Annotated in this window: 15 protein-coding genes; 4 read left to right on the top strand and 11 right to left on the bottom strand. The window is 72.8% G+C overall.

Annotated features, from left to right (window positions below; all coding sequences use genetic code 11):
• From OO68_RS26190 to OO68_RS26225, 8 genes are all read right to left on the bottom strand, one after another.
• Nucleotides 1-1950, bottom strand: a complete 1950-nt coding sequence (locus OO68_RS26190) for an ABC transporter permease (protein ID WP_033311473.1) — start codon at nucleotides 1948-1950, stop codon at nucleotides 1-3.
• On the bottom strand, nucleotides 1950-3020 hold the full coding sequence (locus tag OO68_RS26195; RefSeq protein ID WP_051814813.1) for a quaternary amine ABC transporter ATP-binding protein: 1071 nt from the start codon (nucleotides 3018-3020) through the stop codon (nucleotides 1950-1952). Before OO68_RS26195 ends, OO68_RS26190 begins: the two co-directional genes overlap by 1 nt.
• A 32-nt stretch (nucleotides 3021-3052) precedes the next feature.
• On the bottom strand, nucleotides 3053-4585 hold the full coding sequence (locus OO68_RS26200; RefSeq protein WP_033311477.1) for a GMC family oxidoreductase: 1533 nt from the start codon (nucleotides 4583-4585) through the stop codon (nucleotides 3053-3055).
• A gap of 113 nt (nucleotides 4586-4698) precedes the next feature.
• The gene (locus OO68_RS26205; protein WP_033311479.1) at nucleotides 4699-6219 is read right to left on the bottom strand and encodes an aldehyde dehydrogenase family protein; all 1521 of its coding nucleotides are present in this window, start codon (nucleotides 6217-6219) and stop codon (nucleotides 4699-4701) included.
• Between the two features lie 251 nt (nucleotides 6220-6470).
• Nucleotides 6471-7460, bottom strand: coding sequence for a malate dehydrogenase (locus OO68_RS26210; RefSeq protein ID WP_033311481.1), 990 nt, complete (start codon nucleotides 7458-7460; stop codon nucleotides 6471-6473).
• Nucleotides 7461-7818: 358 nt separating this feature from the next.
• Nucleotides 7819-9141, bottom strand: a complete 1323-nt coding sequence (locus tag OO68_RS26215) for a helix-turn-helix domain-containing protein (RefSeq protein ID WP_033311483.1) — start codon at nucleotides 9139-9141, stop codon at nucleotides 7819-7821.
• 365 nt (nucleotides 9142-9506) lie between these two features.
• A complete protein-coding gene (locus OO68_RS26220; protein ID WP_078625457.1) occupies nucleotides 9507-10040 on the bottom strand; it encodes a DUF3017 domain-containing protein in 534 nt (177 codons plus the stop codon).
• A complete protein-coding gene (locus tag OO68_RS26225; RefSeq protein WP_033311484.1) occupies nucleotides 10030-10884 on the bottom strand; it encodes a bifunctional methylenetetrahydrofolate dehydrogenase/methenyltetrahydrofolate cyclohydrolase in 855 nt (284 codons plus the stop codon). The genes OO68_RS26220 and OO68_RS26225 overlap by 11 nt, the downstream gene beginning before the upstream one ends.
• A 274-nt stretch (nucleotides 10885-11158) precedes the next feature.
• Between OO68_RS26225 and OO68_RS26230 the strand changes: the two genes are divergently transcribed.
• The 3 genes from OO68_RS26230 (at nucleotide 11159) to OO68_RS26240 (ending at nucleotide 14255) form a co-directional block, all read left to right on the top strand.
• Nucleotides 11159-11740, top strand: a complete 582-nt coding sequence (locus tag OO68_RS26230; protein ID WP_033311485.1) for a hypothetical protein — start codon at nucleotides 11159-11161, stop codon at nucleotides 11738-11740.
• Nucleotides 11741-11994: 254 nt separating this feature from the next.
• Nucleotides 11995-13554: a protein kinase domain-containing protein gene (locus OO68_RS26235; RefSeq protein WP_033311486.1), complete on the top strand. Its 1560-nt coding sequence runs from the start codon at nucleotides 11995-11997 to the stop codon at nucleotides 13552-13554.
• A 104-nt stretch (nucleotides 13555-13658) separates the two neighbouring features.
• Complete coding sequence (locus OO68_RS26240) at nucleotides 13659-14255, top strand: ALF repeat-containing protein (RefSeq protein ID WP_033311487.1); 597 nt, start codon at nucleotides 13659-13661, stop codon at nucleotides 14253-14255.
• 51 nt (nucleotides 14256-14306) lie between these two features.
• Here the strand turns inward: OO68_RS26240 and purH are convergent, their stop codons facing one another.
• On the bottom strand, nucleotides 14307-15869 hold the full coding sequence (gene purH, locus OO68_RS26245; protein ID WP_033311488.1) for a bifunctional phosphoribosylaminoimidazolecarboxamide formyltransferase/IMP cyclohydrolase: 1563 nt from the start codon (nucleotides 15867-15869) through the stop codon (nucleotides 14307-14309).
• Nucleotides 15866-16504 carry a phosphoribosylglycinamide formyltransferase gene (gene purN / locus OO68_RS26250; RefSeq protein ID WP_033311489.1) on the bottom strand — a complete coding sequence of 213 codons (639 nt, stop codon included), beginning with the start codon at nucleotides 16502-16504 and terminating at the stop codon, nucleotides 15866-15868. The genes purH and purN overlap by 4 nt, the downstream gene beginning before the upstream one ends.
• Before the next feature lie 304 nt (nucleotides 16505-16808).
• Here purN and OO68_RS45635 point away from each other — a divergent pair, with 304 nt between their 5' ends.
• Nucleotides 16809-17621 carry a hypothetical protein gene (locus OO68_RS45635; protein WP_033311490.1) on the top strand — a complete coding sequence of 271 codons (813 nt, stop codon included), beginning with the start codon at nucleotides 16809-16811 and terminating at the stop codon, nucleotides 17619-17621.
• A 4-nt stretch (nucleotides 17622-17625) separates the two neighbouring features.
• Here OO68_RS45635 and OO68_RS44395 read toward each other — a convergent pair whose 3' ends face one another.
• Complete coding sequence (locus OO68_RS44395) at nucleotides 17626-19488, bottom strand: cell division protein PerM (protein WP_106974416.1); 1863 nt, start codon at nucleotides 19486-19488, stop codon at nucleotides 17626-17628.
• Between the last annotated feature and the right edge of the window lie 87 nt (nucleotides 19489-19575).

Below are 19575 nucleotides of genomic sequence, written 5' to 3' on the forward strand. Positions count from 1 at the left end.
TCAGGCTCCCTTCTTCGCGCGGCGTTCGGTGGGCTGGGTCACCCGGTCGAGCATCAGGCCGAGGCAGACGATCGCCGCGCCGGCCACCAGACCGGTCGCAAGGTCGCCCTGGGCGAGGCCGAAGACGACGTCGTAGCCGAGGGCGCCACCGCCGACCAGGCCGCCGATGACGACGACGGCGAGGACCAGCACGAGGCCCTGGTTGACGGCGAGCAGCAGTGCCGGGCGGGCCAGCGGGAGCTGCACCTGCCGCAGCTGCTGCCAGCTGGTCGCACCCAGGGAGCTGGAGGACTCCAGCGCGGCCGGGTCGACCTGGCGCAGACCCTGGGTGGTGATGCGGACGACGGCCGGCAGGGCGTAGACGATCGCGGCGGCGACGGCCGGGGCGCGGCCGACGCCGAACAGGGCGACGACCGGGATCAGGTACACGAACTGCGGCATCGTCTGGAACACGTCGAGGACCGGGCGCAGCGCCCGCTCCAGACGGTCGCTGCGGGCCGCGGCGATACCGACGGCGAAGCCGACGACCAGGGTGACGGCGACGGCCGCCAGGACCTGGGAGAGGGTGTCCAGGGACGGCTTCCAGACGCCGAGGACGCCGATCGCGGCCATGGCCAGAACGGCCGTGAGCGCGGTGCGCCAGGTACCGATGACCCAGGCCAGGGCGGCGACAATCAGCAGGACCGACCACCAGGGCAGCGCCTGCAGGCCGTCGCGCATCGGGTCGAGGACCCAGGTGGTGAAGTGGCCCGCCCAGTCGGCGGTGCCGCCGACCACGGGGACGCCCGAGTACAGGTGCGCGGTCATCCAGTCGACGGCGCGGTTGACGGGCTCGGCGATGCCGACGATCCAGGATTCGGGCCAGTCGAGGCGGCCCGCGAGCCGCCCGGAGACCGCCACGACGACGACCCCGGCGAGGGCGAAGAGCCAGCCGCGCCCGCTGTGGGGCTCGGGTTCGGCGCCGAGCTTCTCCCCCGCCGCGCCGGTGACGCGGTCCAGGACGACGGCCAGCAGCACGATCGGGATGCCGGCCGCGAGCGCGGCGCCGACGTCGACCGAGGCCAGTGCCTGGTAGACGCGGTCACCGAGACCGCCCGCGCCGATGACGGCCGCGATGACGGCCATGGACAGCGCCATCATGATCGTCTGGTTGAGGCCGAGGAGGAGCTCCTTGCGGGCCAGCGGGATCCGGGCGGTCAGCAGCCGCTGGCGTGCCGTGGAGCCGAGGGACTCGACGGCCTCCAGCACGCCCTTGTCGGCGCCCCGCAGCCCGAGCGAGGTCAGGCGGGCCATGGGCGGGGCGGCGTAGATGACGGTGGCCAGGACGGCCGCCGGGACGCCGATGCCGAAGACCAGCACGACCGGCAGCAGGTAGGCGAAGGCGGGCAGCACCTGCATGGTGTCCAGGACCGGCCGCAGCATGCGGTCCATCCGGTCGGACAGCCCGGCGGCGAGCCCGAGCACCGCGCCGACGACGACCGACGCGAGGACCGCGACGACCATCAGGGCGAGCGTCTGCATGGTCGGCACCCACATGCCGAGCAGGCCGCAGGCGAGGAACGCGGCGGCCGTGCCGAGCGCTAGCTTCACACCCGCCACGCGCCAGGCGACCAGCGCGCCGATGGCCGTGACGCCCGCCCAGCCGACGGCCAGGAGGGTGAGGTAGACGGCCCGTACGGCGATGACGACCACGTTGCTGACGTGGCCGAAGAAGTAGAGGAACAGCGGGTGGCTGTCGCGGTTGTCGATGATCCAGTCGCTGGCCTTGGCGAGCGGCTCGGAGAAGTCGACGGTCAGGGCGCTCGGCCAGGTGCCGCTGGCCCAGCGGGCGTTGGCCAGCGGCACGAGGATCGCGGCGGCGAGGGCGAGCAGCAGCAGCTTGTGGACGGCCCGGTGCTTGAGGAGGGCGGGCAGGCCGACCCGGGGCGGGTTCGCGGTGATGGTCGCCATCAGACCGCCTCCTTGGGCTGCTCCGTCCCCGGTGGAGCGGGCTGCTCCGTGCCGGCGACGACGCCGAGGAGCGTGTCGGAGTCGACCACGCCCACGCACCGGCCCTTGTCGACGACCCGGGCCGGAGCGCCGGCGCGGGCGACCGCCTCGATCGCCTCGGACACCGTCGCGTCGGGGCGCACCGCCGGTCCGCTGCCGTCCTGGTCCGCCGTCGGGCGTCGCATGGCCGTGCGGACGGTGAGGACCTGCTCGCGCGGGACGTCCCGGACGAACTCGCGGACGTAGTCGTCGGCGGGCGCGCCCACGATCTCCTCGGGGGTGCCGAGCTGGACGATCCGGCCGTCGCGCATCAGGGCGATGCGGTCGCCCAGTTTCAGGGCCTCCTGGAGGTCGTGCGTGATGAAGACCATCGTGCGACCCTCCTCGCGGTGCAGCCGGACGACCTCCTCCTGCATCTCCCGCCGGATCAGCGGGTCGAGCGCGCTGAACGGCTCGTCGAAGAGCAGGACCTCGGGGTCGGCGGCGAGCGCGCGGGCGAGGCCGACGCGCTGCTGCTGGCCGCCGGAGAGCTGGCCGGGGCGGCGGTGCTCCATGCCATCGAGGCCGACCTTGGCGACGACCTCCGCGGCCCGCTCACGCCGCTCGGCCTTGCCCATGCCCTGGATCTCCAGGCCGTAGGCGACGTTGTCGAGGACGGTGCGGTGCGGCAGCAGGCCGAAGTGCTGGAAGACCATCGCGGCGCGGTGGCGGCGCAGTTCGCGCAGCCGGGAGCGGTCCATGGCGCGGACGTCCTCGCCGTCGATGGCGATGGTGCCGGCCGTGGGCTCGATCAGCCGGGTCAGACAGCGCACCAGCGTGGACTTGCCGGAGCCGGACAGGCCCATGACGACGAAGACCTCGCCCTTGCGGACGTCGAAGCTGACGTCGCGCACGGCGGCGGTGCAGCCGGTGCGGGAGCGCAGCTCGGCGGGGTCGAGGGCGGTGAGCTCGGGGTCGGCGGGAACGCGCTCGGCCTTGGGGCCGAACACCTTCCACAGGCCCTCCACCGAGAAGACGGGGGTGGTGTCCATGGTCTGCTCCGTCGGGGGTTCGAGGATCGCGGTCACTTGACACCACCACCGATCAGCTCGGCGGCCTTCTCACCGACCATGAGGACTCCGATCATCGGGTTGACGGTGGTCATCGTGGGGAACACGGAGGCGTCGGCGATGCGGATGCCCTCCAGGCCGCGGACGCGCAGCTCGGGGTCGACGACGGCCTCCCGGTCGTCGGCGGCGCCCATCTTGCAGGTGCCGGCGGGGTGGTAGACGGTGTGCGCGACCTTGCGGGCGTACTCGCTGAGCTCCTCGTCACCGGTGACGTCCGGGCCGGGGGCCACCTCGCGCTTGAGCCAGCCGGCCAGCGGCTCGGTCTTGGCGATCTCGCGGGCGATCTTGATGCCGTCCACGAGGGTCCTGCCGTCGTAGTCGTCCTCGTCGGTGAAGTAGCGGAAGTCCAGGGCGGGCTTGACCTCGGGGTCGGCGCTGGTCAGGTACAGCCGGCCGCGGCTCTTCGGCTTGGGGATGTTCGGGGTCATGGAGACGCCGAACTCCGGCCGCCGGTAGCCCAGTCGCTCCGGGTTGTCCGTGAAGGGGATCTGGTAGAAGTGGAACATCAGGTCGGGGTGCGCCAGTTCGGGGTCGCGGCGCACGAACAGGCCCGCGTCGGAGTCCATCGCGGAGTTCTCCGGGATGGGCCCGTTGGTCTCCCAGACGATGACGGACTCCGGGTGGTCGAGGAGGTTCTCGCCGACGCCCGGCAGGTCGTGCGTGACGGGGATGCCGAGCTTCTCCAGGTCGGCCTTGGGTCCGATGCCGGAGTGCATCAGCAGCCGGGGCGAGTCGACGGCGCCGGCGCACAGCAGCACCTCGTTGCGTGCCTTGACGAGGATCTCCTCGCCGTCCTTGGTCCGCACGTGCACGCCCTCGGCGCGGTTGCCGTCGAGCTGAAGCTTGTGCGCCCAGGTCTCCAGCAGGATCGTCAGGTTGGGCCGCTCGTCCATCACCGGGTGCAGGTACGCCACCGACGCCGAGGACCGCTTGTTGTTCTCGGGGTGGTAGGCGAGGTCGAAGAAGCCGACGCCCTCGGTGAAGGGCTTCTTGTTGAAGCCGTCGACGCGCGGCACGCCCAGCGCTTCCTGGGCGGCGTCGACGAAGTCGCGGGCGATGGCGTTCCGGTCCTTCTCGTCGACCGGGACGATGTTGTTGAGCAGCCGGGCGAAGTACGCCTCCATCTGCACCGCGCCCCAGCCCTTGGCGCCGGCGTCCTCCCACTCGTCCCAGTCGGCGGGCAGCGGCTTGAAGGCGATCAGGGTGTTGTGCGAGGAGCAGCCGCCCAGGACGCGGGCCCGACTGTGCCGGATATGCGAGTTTCCGCGTGGCTGTTCGGTGGTGGGGTAGTCGTAGTCGAGTTCGCCGCCGAGCAGGCCCATCCAGCGGCGCAGGGTCAGTACGTCGTCACGGCCGACGTCACTGGGGCCGCCCTCGATGACGGCGACGGTGACGTCCGGGTTCTCGGTCAGGCGGGAGGCGATCACGGAACCTGCGGTTCCGCCGCCTATCACGACATAGTCGTACTCATGACTGGTGTGGGACATGGCGTACTTGCTCCAGTGGGGATGAAGTGAACAGGCTCGGGGACGGGGACGTTCAGCCCGGGGTGTGGGGGTCAGCCCGGGATGAGGGGTCGGCGGCCCGGCGGGGTGTGGGGTCAGCCCGCGAACCAGCGCACCGGCTTGGGAGCGAGGTTCTGGTAGACGTGCTTGGTCTCCCGGTACTCGGCGAGTCCGGCGGGGCCGAGTTCGCGGCCCACTCCGCTCTTGCCGAAACCGCCCCATTCCGCTTGCGGCAGGTAGGGGTGGAAGTCGTTGATCCAGATCGTGCCGTGGCGCAGCCGGCCGGCCACGCGGCGGGCGCGGCCCGCGTCGGCGGTCCAGACGCCGCCCGCGAGTCCGTACTCGGTGTCGTTGGCGAGGGCGACGGCCTCGTCCTCGGTGCGGAAGGTCTCGACGGTGAGGACCGGCCCGAAGACCTCCTCCCGGATGACGCGCATCTCGCGGTGGCAGTGGTCGAGGACGGTCGGCTCGTAGAAGTAGCCGTTCTCGGGGCGCTGCGGGGACGGCTCGGGGCGCTTGCCGCCGGAGCGGAGCACCGCGCCCTCCTTGAGGGCGGACTCGACGTACATCTCGACCTTGGCTCGCTGCTGCTCGGAGACGAGCGGGCCACACTCGACGCCGTCCTCGGTGCCGCGGCCGAGGCGGATCTTCTCGGCGCGCCGGGCGAGTTCGGTGACGAAGCGGTCCCGGACGGACTCCTCGATGATGAGGCGGGCGCCCGCCGAGCAGACCTGGCCGCTGTGGATGAAGGCGGCGTTGAGGGCCTGGTCGACGGCGGTGTCGAAGCCCTCCTCGGTGGCGCAGGCGTCGGCGAAGACGACGTTGGGGTTCTTGCCGCCGAGTTCGAGGGCGACCTTCTTGACGGTGGGCGCGGCGGCCTGGGCGACCTTGGTGCCGCTGACCAGGCCGCCGGTGAAGGAGACCAGGTCGACGTCGGGGTGCTCGGACAGGCGCGCGCCGACGGAATGCCCCGGGCCGGTGACGATGTTGGCGACGCCCTCGGGGAGCCCGGCCTCGACGAGCAGGTCGATGAGCGCGATCGTCGTCATCGGGGTGATCTCGCTCGGCTTGATGACGAAGGTGTTGCCGGCGGCGAGGGCGGGGGCGATCTTCCAGCTGGCCTGGAGCAGCGGGTAGTTCCAGGGCGTGATCATCGCGCAGACACCGATCGGCTCGTGCACGACGACGCTGTGGACGTCGGCCGAGCCGGCGTCCACGACCCGGCCGGGGGCCTCTCCGGCGACCAGGTCGGCGAAGTAGCGGAAGGCGTCGGCGACGCAGTCGATGTCGACGCGGCCCTCCTCGACGGTCTTGCCCGCGTCCTGGGCCTCCAGCCGGCCGAGCTGCTCGCGGTCCCGCACGAGGAGATCGGCGACGCGGCGCAGCAGCGCGGCCCGCTCGGGGACGGGCGTGTGCGGCCACGGCCCCTCGTCGAAGGCGCGCCGGGCGGCGGCGATCGCCAGGTCGGTGTCCTTCTCGTCGCCCTCCGCGACCACGGCGAAGGGCAGGGCGTCCGCGGGGTCGAGGATCTCGCGGGTGGCCCCGGAGGTGGCCGCCCGCCACTCTCCTCCCGCATGGATGGTTTCGCGTGCCTGAAGTTCGGTACTTTCCGCCATGATCGCTCTTCGCCTTCCAATCCTGATCAGCGCCCCTGTGTCACATTCGTGTCACTAAGAGACCGAGTTCGCCTGCCCGACTCCCTCGGATGCATGCGCGTCGATGGCCGAAAGTGCGCTGTGTCACGGGAGATGTGGACAAACAGGAACAAAAGGTGCGGAGAGTCGGCTCGCCGGCCCGTACAAAGCCCGCAGGCCCCGCACCGGACAACCGGTGCGGGGCCTGCGTACGGAATTCCGAGCGGCTCGGGTCAGATGAGGCCGAGGCCGCGGACCGCCTCGCGCTCCTCCTCGAGCTCCTTGACGGAGGCGTCGATCCGGGCGCGGGAGAACTCGTTGATCTCCAGGCCCTGGACGATCTCGTACGAGCCGTCCTTGGTGGTGACCGGGAAGGAGGAGATGAGGCCCTCCGGGACGCCGTAGGAACCGTCCGACGGGATGCCCATGGAGACCCAGTCGCCGTCGGCGGTGCCGTTGACCCAGCTGTGGACGTGGTCGATGGCGGCGTTGGCGGCGGACGCGGCCGACGAGGCGCCACGGGCCTCGATGATGGCGGCGCCGCGCTTGGCGACGGTCGGGATGAAGTCCTCGGCCAGCCACTTCTCGTCGTTCACGACCTCGGCGGCGTTCTTGCCGGCGATGGTGGCGTGGAAGATGTCGGGGTACTGGGTGGCGGAGTGGTTGCCCCAGATCGTCAGGCGCTTGATGTCGGCGACCGTCGAGCCCGTCTTCTTCGCGAGCTGGGTCAGCGCGCGGTTGTGGTCGAGGCGGGTCATCGCGGTGAAGCGCTCGGCCGGTACGTCCGGCGCGGCGGCCTGGGCGATGAGGGCGTTGGTGTTGGCCGGGTTGCCGACGACCAGGACCTTGATGTCGTCCGCGGCGTGGGCGTTGATGGCCTGGCCCTGCGGCTTGAAGATGCCGCCGTTGGCCTCCAGCAGGTCGCCGCGCTCCATGCCCTTGGTGCGGGGGCGGGCGCCGACGAGCAGCGCGACGTTGGCGCCGTCGAAGGCGACATTCGGGTCGTCCGAGATGTCGATGCCCGCCAGGAGCGGGAACGCGCAGTCGTCCAGCTCCATGGCCGTGCCCTCGGCCGCCTTCAGCGCCGGCGTGATCTCCAGGAGGCGCAGCTTCACCGGCACGTCCGCGCCGAGCAGCTGACCGGAGGCGATGCGGAAGAGCAGGGCGTAACCGATCTGGCCGGCCGCGCCGGTGACGGTGACGTTCACGGGAGTGCGGGTCATGGCGTTCTCCGTATGACAGCTGGCGGTGGGGCGGTCCCTGCCCCGGACGTTTGATCGATCTCTTGGCGTCAAGAGATCCGATCAGCGGTCAGGCTATCGCGCATCCGGGATCTCGTACGTCCGGGTCGGTGTGGCCCGGCCCACAACTCCGGCCCGCCCTCGGGCGCGCACCCGCCCCCACGCGAGAGGCGGCCGCCCGTCCGGGAGAGGAGGACGAAGGCGGCCGCCTGGGGGGATACCGACCATGCCGGACTCCCGTGGGGGTACGGTTCGCGTGCCCCCGATCCGGGCGGGCATTCCTCCCCTTCGGAAATTCCTCACCCGGGCCGGTGGCACCACTGCGCGCCGGGGACGTGTCCTAGTCGGTGCAGCCCTTTCCACCGGCCGTCAGCGTCGCGCAGGCCTTGGCGTCGGCGGCACCCTTCACGGCGACCATCGGGGTGTAGGCGATGGTGTCGCCGGCCGCGGTGATGCTGCCGGTCTGCTTCGCCTTGCCCGCGCTGATCTCGACCTCGTCGCCCTGCGCGGCCTGGGTGATACGCCCCCAGGCCGCCTTGCAGGTCTTGCTGTAGCGGACCTCGACCGTGGCCGTGCCGACGGTCGCCGTCTGCGCGGTGGTCACCAGGTCACCGCTGCACCCCATGGCCTCGGCGTCCTTGCCGGTGCAGCTGTCGCCGCTGCACTTCACCCCGGGCGGCAGCTTGGGGTCGGTGCTGGCGGTCGGCGAGGGCGACTTGGCGCCGCCCTTGGCCTCGTCGTCGCCACCGCCGCCGGTGAGGTAGAACGCGCCGGCGATCACCACCAGCACACCGACGACACCCGCGACGAAGGTCGTGGTCCGCTTCTTGCCCGCCGGGGCGGAGGGAGCGCGGCGGGTCCCGCCGGCACCACCGCCGCCCGGGCCACCGGCCCGGGCCGGGACGGCGTCCCGCGGTTCGCCGTACGAGCCGGCCCCGGCGCCGGGAGTCCGGCCGCCGGGCGATCCTGCGGGGGTTCCGGGACGCGAGCCGGGCCGGGATCCCCGGTCCGCACCGGGTCCGGCGGAACGGCCGCCCGCCGGCGACGGGCCCTGGTAACCGGCCAGTCCCCACGAGTTGACCTCGGGCGCGGCGGTCCGGCCGCTCTCCTCCCGCACGCCCGCGCCGCTGGAGTCCTGGACCTCGGGGGCCGTCGGCTGCGAGGGCACGGTCGGGGCCACGCCGGCCGGCCCCGCGATGCCCGGCGTGACCGTGGTGCCGCCGCTACGGCGGGCGGGCTTGCCGCCTCCGGCCGAGGCCGCTCTGCCCTCGCCCGCCGAGGCCGCCTTGCCACCGGCCGAGGGGTCGGTGAAGTCCTGCCCGCCGAACTCCCCGAGCGCGGCGCGCGCCTGGGAGATCCGTATGGCCTCCATCGTCATGTCGTGCCGCATCTCCGAGCGGCTCCAGGCGCGCTCGGCGAGCTCCCACATGGTGGTCAGGTGCACCGGATTGGTGCCGGTGACCTCGGCCAGGGCCACGATCGCGCCCTTCGGCGCGAGCAGCCGGCCGTTCAGGTAACGCTCCCACGACGTCTTGCTGTAACCCGTGCGGTCCGCCACCGAGGCGATGCTCAGACCGCTGCGGTCCACGAGCCTGCGCAGCTGACTGGTGAACTCCCTGATCTGCGGATCGAGCTCATCCGGCAAGGCCTTCCAACGAGGCATTGCTCCCCCACCTTCCCCCCGTACGTGCTGATATTTCTCGCGCTGTTCGCCCCGCGCGTGGCGGCCTCGGCCGAGTCCCCGTTCTGGATACCCACAGGGATGCGCCCAGTCAGGATCTCAGTTCCCTGACGGGGGGCGCACAGGAGCATGGTGACCGCGCGCGGTACACCCTGGACCGTCCTGATTGTCCCTGCCAACCCCCGCGTCGCACCACTTTGTGCGGTATCGGAAGCGAGACGTACCGGAACTGTCACTTCCGTGCCACAGCGCTCTGACAGCCGTTGAACAGGCCGTTCGCCGTGCAGGAGGGTGGTGCGTGACGGCGGCCCGTCCTTCCTCGGGGGAGAGGACGGGCCGCCGTCCCGTCACTCGTTGGTGACCGTGAAGTGCAGGGTGTCCTTCAGGAACGGGATCTGCAGCCAGGGTTCCGGCTGTGCCATCAGCGCCAGCATGACGATCACGGTGCCCAGCACGCCGTACGTGACGATGTCCGTGAACCGGGAGCGGACGGCGAGCATGCCGACGTCCGGCAGCAGCCAGCGCAGCGCGCCGCCGCCCAGCAGGGCGGCACCGATCAGCAGCGTCCCGATCCGGAACTGGCCGAACGCCGTGACCAGCAGTCCGAGCCCGGCCAGACCCAGCACGGCGAGCACGGGCCACTGCCGCGCCGGCGCGGGAGCGTCCCGGGGCGCGGCCCGGCCGCCGCCCTCGGGCCGCGCGGTGTCCTTGGTGAACAGCGGGAAGCGCCGGGTGACCCGACGCGGCCGCCCTTCGGCGTCGGGCGCGCTGATGGGGTCCCGGACGGTGATGTCCTCCGGCGCCTCGTGCCCGCCCGGGGCCTCGTGCCCGCCCGGCGCCGGGGCCTCGTGCCCGCTCGGGGTCCGGTGATCAGCCGACACTGCGCTCCGCCGCCTCGACCACGTTCACGAGCAGCTGGGCGCGGGTCATCGGGCCGACTCCGCCGGGGTTCGGGGAAATGAAGCCGGCGACCTCGGCGACGCCGGGGTGGACGTCGCCCACGATCTTGCCCTCGGCGCTGCGCGAGACGCCCACGTCGAGGACGGCCGCGCCGGGCTTCACGTCCTCGGCGCGGATCAGGTGGGCGGAACCGGCCGCGGCGACGATGATGTCCGCGCGCTTGAGGTGCGCCGACAGGTCGCGGGTGCCGGTGTGGCACTGGGTCACGGTGGCGTTCTCGCTGCGGCGGGTGAGCAGCAGCGGCATCGGCCGGCCGATGGTCACACCGCGCCCGACGACCACGACCTCGGCGCCCTTGATCTCCACGCCGTAGCGGCGCAGCAGCGTCAGCACGCCGTTCGGGGTGCAGGGCAGCGGGGCGGGCTCGTTGAGGACGAGGCGGCCCAGGTTCATCGGGTGCAGCCCGTCCGCGTCCTTGTCCGGGTCCATCAGTTCCAGGATGCGGTTCTCGTCGATGCCCTTGGGAAGCGGCAGTTGCACGATGTAGCCGGTGCAGGCCGGGTCCTCGTTCAGCTCGCGGACGGCCGCCTCGATCTCCTCCTGGGTCGCCGTGGCGGGCAGTTCGCGCTGGATGGAGGCGATGCCCACCTGCGCGCAGTCGCGGTGCTTGCCGGCGACGTACTTCTGGCTGCCGGGGTCGTCCCCGACCAGGATCGTGCCGAGGCCGGGCGTGACGCCCTTCTCCTTCAGCGCCGCCACGCGGGCGGTCAGATCGGACTTGATCGCGGCTGCGGTGGCCTTGCCATCGAGAATCTGGGCGGTCATGGCCCCATCCTCGCGGATGACCCCGCCGCGGTTCCAATCCGCCCGCAATCCGGGCACCGCGGGGTCCGTCCTCCCGTATCCGCCCATGATCAGCGATGTTGCACTTGCACAACACATCGGGAATGCGGCTGGACAAGCCGGTCAGTGGTGAAGAACGATGACCCGACAAGTGCCGCGGGCAGCTCAACGGGGGGACGGTCGCAATACTGAAGATTTTCCTCCGTGCGGATGTCGCGCGCGTCCCCGCACTCGGACCAACGGAGGAAAGTCCCCCATGAGCTACGGCGACCCGAACAACCCCTACGGCGCTCCCCAGGGGCAGCAGCCGCAGCAGCAGCCGGGCTACGGCTACCCGCAGAACCAGGGTCAGGCTCCCGGCTACGGCTACCCGCAGGCCCCTCCGGTCTCCCCCTACGGCGGCCCCGCCGCGCCGACCACGATGCCCGGCTCGGTGGGCGCGGCCCGCGTGATGATGTGGGTCATCGTCGGTCTCCAGGTCGTCGGCATCGCCATCTTCGCCTTCGCCGCCGCGGCCCTCAACGCCGCGAAGGACGACGAGTCCCTCAAGGACAACACCGCCTTCCAGGACCTGGTCGGTGACTCGACCGGCGTGATCTGGGGCTACGTGGTGTTCGGCCTGGCCTGGCTGGTGTTCGCCGCCGTCCTGGCGACGAAGTTCAAGAACGGCGGCAACGGCGCCCGGATCACCATCCTGGTCTTCGCCATCATCACGGCGGTCCTCGGCATCTACCCGTTCGTCATCGTGGGCCTGGTGCACACGGTCCTCGCCATCCTGGTGGCCGTCTTCGTCGGCAACGCCAACGGCAAGGCCTGGTTCAACCGGCCCCGCTACTGAACGGACCGGTCCACCGGACCAGTTCACGCCATTCACTTCCAAGGGCCGTGTCTCACCCGTACGAGGGGGGCACGGCCCTGGTGCGTCGCCCTAACCTGACGGTGGTAGCTGTTCAGGCACGGGGAGAGCACCTTGTTCAGCATCATCGTGGTACCTCCGCCGACCACGGAGGACGAGCGAAACCGCACCCCCATCAGAAGCACGCGCGGCGCCATCCGGATGCCGGGCACCCTCCGCCCGCCCGGGGCGACCCGGTGACCGAGGCCTACGCCGTCCCCGTGCCCAAGGGCTACCGGGTCGGCGACTGGGAGGTGCGCGAGCCCATCGCGACGGGCGCCTTCGGCAGTGTGTACGCGGCCCGGCGCGTCGGTGCCGGCACCGGACTGCCGCCCACGGCCGCGCTGAAGTTCCTGCCCACCGGGACGGCCACGCCCCGCCGGCTGGCCCACCTGCGCGAACTGATCGAGCGGGAGGTCGAGATGTACCGGCGGCTGAGACATCCGCGGCTGGTGCGGATGTACCAGACGCTGACGGTCGACGACCCGGGCCGTCCGGAACTGGACGGGGCGACCGTCCTCGTCCTGGAGAAGGCCGCGGGCTCCCTGTCGGCCCTGCTCGCCGCCACGCCCCGCCCCGCGGCCGGCCCGGCACTGCTCGCGCAGATCGCCGAGGGCCTCGCCCAGCTGCACGACGCCGGCTGGGTGCACGGCGACCTGAAGCCGGCCAACGTGCTGCTGATGGCCGACGGTTCGGTCCGTCTGGCCGACTTCAACCTGGCCGCCGAGCTGGAGGGGACCCACGCCTACACGCCGGCCTTCTCCACCCCCGACTACACCCCGCCGGAACTGCTGTGGACCGAGATCGGCGAACGCGGCCGCCGCATCCGCCCCTCCGCCGACATCTGGGCCTTCGGCGTCCTCGCCCACCTCGTGCTCACCGACGCCTTCCCGCTGCCCGGCGCCACCCCGACAGCCCGTCGTGACGCGGCGGCGGCCTATGCCCGCGGCGTCGACCAGCTGCGCCTGTCGCCGGAGCTGCCGGACGGCTGGCGGGAGATCGTGGGGGCCTGTCTGACGCGGACGCACCAGCAGCGCATCGGCGGAGCCGCGCTGCTGCGCCGTGTGACGGCGGCGGGCCAGGGCCGGCGCGCCTTCCGCCTGCCCCCGCTGCGTTCCGCCCGCCACCGCTCGCGCCGCGGGACCCTCGCGGCCGTCCTGGCCGCGGCCGCCGCGGCCCTGGCCGCCCTGCTGGCCTACGGCATCGGCGCCTCGGCCGGCGGCGGCGCCGGCGGCGGTCCCGGCGCGACGGCGAACGTCTCGGCCGCCGCGTACGGCGCCTCCGAGCTACGCACCGACCGGGGCGTGCCGCCCGCCTACCGCCTGCTGATCGTCGAGACGGCGCACGACTGCGACCAGGAGGAGGTCAGCCCGGTCCTGATCGCCGCCATGCTGAAGGTGGAGAGCGACTTCGACCCGGACCTCTCCGACCCCGCGAACGACGAGTACGGCATCGCCCGCTGGACCCCGCGCGTCCTGCGCTGGTGGATGAACGAGGACGGCACCCCCGGTGAGACGGTCCCCGAGCCTCCCTTCCCGCCGGCCGAGTCCATCCCCGCAATGGGCCGCTACCTGTGCTGGATCGCCCCGCGCCTGCACGCAGACCTGCCGGGCGACCGGCGCGTCCTCGTCGCCGCCGCGTACCGCAGGTCGTACCGCACGGTGAACAAGGCGGGCGGCGTGCCCCCGGACGTCCGCGCCTACGCCGACCGCGTCGCGCACTTCTTGCAGGAGTACGAGCCCGAGGGCCGGAACTGACCCCTGCGCAAGGGCTGTCGGGGGGCCGTCGTAAATGGCCGGTCCGACCGGACGGGACATGCGAACATGCTCTCGATTCCCATCAGTTGGAGAGAGGTTCACGCATGCGACTCACCCGAGGTGCCCTGCTCGTCGCCGCCGGCGCCCTCGCCCCCGCCCTCCTGTTCACCGCCCCGGCCTTCGCCACGGGCGCGGCTCCCGGGACCACCACTGTGGTGGCGGCGGTCCCGTCGGACGGCACGCCGGTGGACGAGATGTCCCTGGACGAGCTCCGGTTCGCCATCGTCCGCATCCTGGCCGACCCGGACTCGGGCCGCCGCGTCACCCGCGAGGCCAACGCGGCGCTCGACGGCACCGTGGAGGACATGCGGAAGTTCCTGAAGACCGGTTACCGCCTCGCCCAGGCCGAGGACGACCGCGTCGCCATCGTCCGCATCATCGGCGACCCCGACTCCGGCCGAGGCGTCAAGCGCGAAGCCACCAAGGCCCTCGACACCAACACCCCCGAAGCCCTGCGCGCCTTCCTCGAGACCGGCTACCGCCTCGCCCAGGCCGAGGACGACCGCGTCGCCGTCGCCCGCATCCTGGCCGACCCGACCATCAGCGCGGCGCTGCGCGCGGCCGCCGAGGACGTCATCGACGGCACGCCGGAGGAACTGCGGTACTTCCTGGAGACCGGGCGGTACGAGGTCGACGCCTGACACGGCCGGAGCGGGCCGGCGGGGTTGCGCCGGCCCGCTCCGTCACCGGTCTCAGTGGAAGAAGTGCCGCGTGCCGGTGAAGTACATCGTGACGCCGGCCTTCTGCGCGGCCTCGACGACCAGCTCGTCGCGGACGGAACCGCCGGGCTGGACCACGGCCTTCACCCCGGCCGCGGTGAGGATCTCCAGGCCGTCAGGGAAGGGGAAGAACGCGTCGGACGCGGCGTAGGAGCCCGCCGCGCGCTCGGCACCCGCCCGCTCGACGGCCAGCTTGGCGGAGTCGACTCGGTTGACCTGCCCCATGCCGACACCGACCGAGGCACCGTCCTTGGCGAGCAGGATCGCGTTGGACTTCACCGCGCGGCAGGCCTTCCACGCGAAGGCCAGCTCGGCCAGCTCGTCGGCGCTCAGCGCGTCACCGGTCGCCAGCGTCCAGTTGGCCGGGTCGTCGCCGTCGGCCTGGAGGCGGTCGGTCACCTGGAGCAGCGCGCCGCCGTCGATGGGCTTGACCTCGACGGGGGCTGCGGGCCCGTCGGCGCAGCGCAGCACGCGGATGTTCTTCTTCTTGGTGAGGGCCTCCAGCGCGCCGTCCTCGTAGTCCGGCGCGACGATGACCTCGGTGAAGATCTCCGCGACCTGCTCCGCCATCTCCTTGCTGACCGGGCGGTTGACCGCGATCACACCGCCGAACGCCGACAGCGGGTCACAGGCGTGCGCCTTGCGGTGCGCCTCGGCGACGTCCGCGCCGACGGCGATGCCGCAGGGGTTGGCGTGCTTGATGATCGCGACGGCCGGCTCGGCGTGGTCGTACGCGGCACGGCGGGCGGCGTCCGTGTCCGTGTAGTTGTTGTACGACATCTCCTTGCCGTGCAGCTGCTCGGCCTGGGCGAGGCCGCCCGTGCCCGAGACGTACAGCGCGGCCGGCTGGTGCGGGTTCTCGCCGTAGCGCAGGGTGTGCTCGCGCTCCCAGGTGGCACCGAGGAAGTCGGGGAACTGCGACTCGTCGACGGGCGCGTAGGAGGAGGCGAACCAGGAGGCGACGGCGACGTCGTAGGCGGCCGTGTGCTGGAAGGCCTCGGCGGCGAGCCGCTTGCGGGTGGCGAGGTCGAAGCCGCCGCCCTGGACGGCCTTGAGCACGTCGGCGTACCGGGCCGGGCTGGTGACGACCGCGACCGAGGGGTGGTTCTTGGCGGCAGCGCGGACCATCGAGGGACCGCCGATGTCGATCTGCTCGACGCACTCGTCGGGCGAGGCACCGGAGGCGACGGTCTCGCGGAACGGGTAGAGGTTGACGACGACGAGGTCGAACGGCTCGACACCCAGCTCGGCGAGCTGCTCACGGTGGCTGTCCAGGCGCAGGTCGGCGAGGATGCCCGCGTGCACGCGCGGGTGCAGCGTCTTCACGCGGCCGTCCAGGCACTCGGGGAAGCCGGTGAGCTCCTCGACCTTGGTGACGGGGACGCCGGCAGCGGCGATCTTCGCGGCGGTGGAGCCGGTGGAGACGAGCTCGACCCCGGCCTCGTGGAGCCCGCGCGCCAGCTCTTCCAGACCGGTCTTGTCGTAGACGCTGACGAGCGCCCGGCGAAGGGGCCGCTTGTTGCTCTCGGCGGTCACTGGATAACTACCTTTCGTCCCTCAATGCGATAGCCGTTGCGGGCGAGGCGCCCCACGACCTCGACGAGCAGCCTTCGCTCGACTTCCTTGATGCGCTCGTGCAGAGCGCCTTCGTCGTCCTCGTCCCGGATCTCCACCACGCCCTGCGCGATGATCGGCCCGGTGTCGACGCCGTCGTCGACGAAGTGGACGGTGCAGCCGGTGACCTTGGCGCCGTACGCGAGCGCGTCCCGCACGCCGTGGGCTCCCGGGAAACTGGGCAGCAGCGCGGGGTGCGTGTTGACGAACCGCCCCCCGAACCGCGCGAGGAACTCCTTGCCGACGATCTTCATGAACCCGGCGGAGACGACGAGGTCGGGCTCGTGCGCCGCGACGGCCTCGGCGAGGGCGGCGTCCCACTCCTCGCGGCTGCCGTGGTCCTTGACCTTGCACACGAAGGCCGGCAGCCCGGCCCGCTCGGCGCGCGCCAGCCCCTCGATGCCCGCGCGGTCCGCGCCGACGGCCACGACCTCGGCCCCGTAGGCCTGCGCACCGACGGCGGCGATCTCGTCGAGGAGCGCCTGCAGATTGGTGCCGGATCCGGAGACCAGCACGACGAGGCGCTTGGCGCGCGGGGCCACGGGCTTGGCGGCCACGGTGGGGGCCTTTCTCGGGGGAGCGTCTGTCCACGGCGGCCGGCACCCGACGTTTGTACATTCATACGAATGCTTTGCGTCCCCGGATACGGGGAAGCCTACGAACCGGCCGACCGTCAGCAACGATACCGGCACACCGGGCGGCCCCCACGGGACGGGGGCAGAGCCGGAAGGTAGCGTCTGGACGGAGCCGGTTCGGGAACGACGTCCGGACGTGGTGCGTTCAGGAGGTGACGGACCCGGGTCCGACGCCGTTCCGTTCTGTCCACTCATTCCTCCTCACCAACGGGAAGACGCTCACCTGATGCCGGACCGCAGCCTGCGACTCCTCACGTTCCCCCAGCTGTCGCCGCAGGGAGGGGAGCGCGGCGCCGTGCTGCTGCGGGAGCGCCCCAGCTCACCGCCGGACGCGCCGTCGGGCGGCGACGGCGGGCAGGGGCGGGGCCGCGGGTCCCAGGAGGACAACCCCTTCGCCCCGCCGCCCGAGGGCACACCGGACCGGCCCTGGCAGCCGCGGCGGCCGTCGGGGGACGACTCCCAGGACTCCCCCGGCTCCCAGGGCTCCTCCCAGGGCGGTGACGGGTCCCGCTCGCCCTGGGGCAGCCAGTGGAGCGACCGGCAGCCCGGCCGCTCCTCCGGCGGCTTCGGCGATCGCCCCCGCAGCGGGCCCGAGGGCCAGGGCGGCCCCCAGGGCGGCGGCCCGAACGCGCGCTGGGACCCTACGGATCCCGCGCAGCGCCGGGCGCGCTACGCCCTGCTGTCGGGCATGTGGGCCTTCTTCTTCGCCCTCTTCAGCTGGCCGTACGTGGCTCTGCTGCTCGGCGCGCTCGCCCTGTACTGGGCCATCAGTTCCCTGCGCGCGGGGCCCCGCAGGCCGGCCCCGGCCTCCCCCGCCCCCGAGCAGCAGAGCGGCGGCCGCCCGCAGACGACGGCGGCGGTGAGCGGTCTGGTCACGGCGTCGCTGGCGATCGCCCTGGTCGCCGCGTCCTTCACGGCACAGATGGTCTACCGCGACTACTACACGTGCACCAACGACGCCCTCACGAACGAGGCGAAGCAGTCCTGCACGGAGCTGCTGCCGGAGGAGCTCCGCGGGCTGCTGGGGACGGACGGCTGACGCTTCAGGGCGTTTCCGGCGGGCGGGACCGGCCGGGCGGGGCCGGGGTGTCGTACGGCTCGGGGGCCGGGGTGTCGTACGGCTGGGGTGCCCTGGTGTCGTACGGCTGGGCTGCCCTGGTGTCGTACGGCTCGGGCTCCGGGCCGGACGGCAGGAAGTCGTAGAGGCCGAAGTCCGTCTCGCGGTCCTGGTCGCGCGGGTCCGAGGGCCGGTGGGGCGACGGCGTCCCGTCGGCCGGTGAGCCGTCGCGCGCGGTGTCCCGGCCGCCGTCCGCCTCCCAGGCGTCGCCGGGATCTCCGAGGCCCCAGACCCCCCGGTCGGCCTCGTCCCGCTCCCGCCGTCCGGCGCCCCGGGTGCCCTCGGCGGCTCCGGTCACCCCGGCCATCCCGGCGGCGCCGGTGCGCGTGAGCCGAGCACGGTCGTGCTCCCGGGCCCGCCGTTGCCCCCGGGTGCCGTCGGCCGCCGTCTCCTGCTGTTTGCCGTTCTTCGGCTCCTCCGCCCGGGGCGAGCGGCACCGCCAGGCCCGTACCCCCACCGCCGTCGGGATCGCCAGCAGCCCCAGCCAGGCCAGCGTCGCGGCGGCGACCTGCCACCACACCGGGCCGAAGCGGGCCAGCACGGCGGAACCGATGGGGCCGCCCGACAGCGCGGCCAGTCCCGCGAGCGCGGCCGCGCAGAGCAGCGAGGCCAGTGCGGCGGCCCGGGCGGTGCGGCCCGCCGACCAGACCGCGGGCCGCGTACCGCCGCCCGGTTGCGTGCCGCCGCGCTCCGCCGATGCCGCACCCTTGGCCACCGTCCAGCCGACGACCAGCGCGGCCACCACCGGTACCGCCCCGGCCGCCCAGTGCACCGGCGCCCCTTCCCCCGCCTCCGGCACCGCCGCCAGCAGCGGAAACGGCGGCAGGTACGGAGCCGGCGCCGAGGCGAGCGGGCCGACCGTGTGACCGGCGCCGAGGGCGAAGCCCGGGCCGAGGGCGTAGGCGGCGCCCCACACCGCCGCGTTCGGCAGCAGGGCCGCGCACAGCAGGAGTACGGCGAACCGCCCCGACCACCCCTCGGTCAGCCGGAGCAACGACGCCTGGGTCGCCGCTCCATGGCCCGCCATCGACGCCACCACCAGCAGCGCACCGCCCCCGAGGAGCACCGCGGCCCCGGCCGCCGCGGCCCGGACCGCGACACCACGTCGCCCGTCCGGGCCGAGCACCAGCGGGCGTACTCCCGTCGGCAGCAGGCCCAGCAGGCGCCGCAACGGCCTGCCCGGACGGCCGTACGCCGACCACACGCCCGCCCCCGCCGCCACGACGGCGACCAGCGGGACGCCCACTCCCGTCGACACCCACGACGGCCGCAGCACACCGCCCGCGGCGTACAGGGCGGCGGGCCCGGCGACGGCGAGGTAGCCGAGGACGACGCCCGTCCAGGCGATGTGCGGGGAGACCAGGGGCGGGCTCGCGAGCGCCTCGGTGTCCTCCTCGTCGAAGTCGTCGTCCTCGTCTCCTCCCCCGCCGTCCGTGGCGTCCCGTGCCGCCCGGTGCAGCAGCCACAGCGGCAGCGCGAGAAGCAGCAGGGGCGGCAGGCCGAGGGGGGCAGGGGCGCCGGAGAGCGTGTCGGTGCGGACCAGCTCGGCGCCGTGCGCCAGCAGCCACAGCGCCGCCGCCACGTGCATGGCGCCGCCGGGCCCGCTGTCCGGGTAGGGCGAGCTGATCCACAGCAGCATCACGAGCACGGCGAACGACGCCAGTCCGAGGCCCGCCGCGAGCGCGCCCCCCAGAAGGCCACCGACCAGGCCGGGCGAACGGTCGCGCATCCGGGTGTGCAGGGGCGTCGGCGAACGTCGGCGAGCGGTCATCTCGATCACGACCGCCATGCTCCCAACGACACGCCCTTTACCGGCGTAACAGGCGAACCTTCGCTGTGTCGCTAAAAATACGTTTATGTTCTTTCCCGGACGGAG

Origin of the sequence: Streptomyces iakyrus (assembly GCF_000717055.1) — a bacterium.
Lineage (GTDB): Bacteria > Actinomycetota > Actinomycetes > Streptomycetales > Streptomycetaceae > Streptomyces > Streptomyces iakyrus.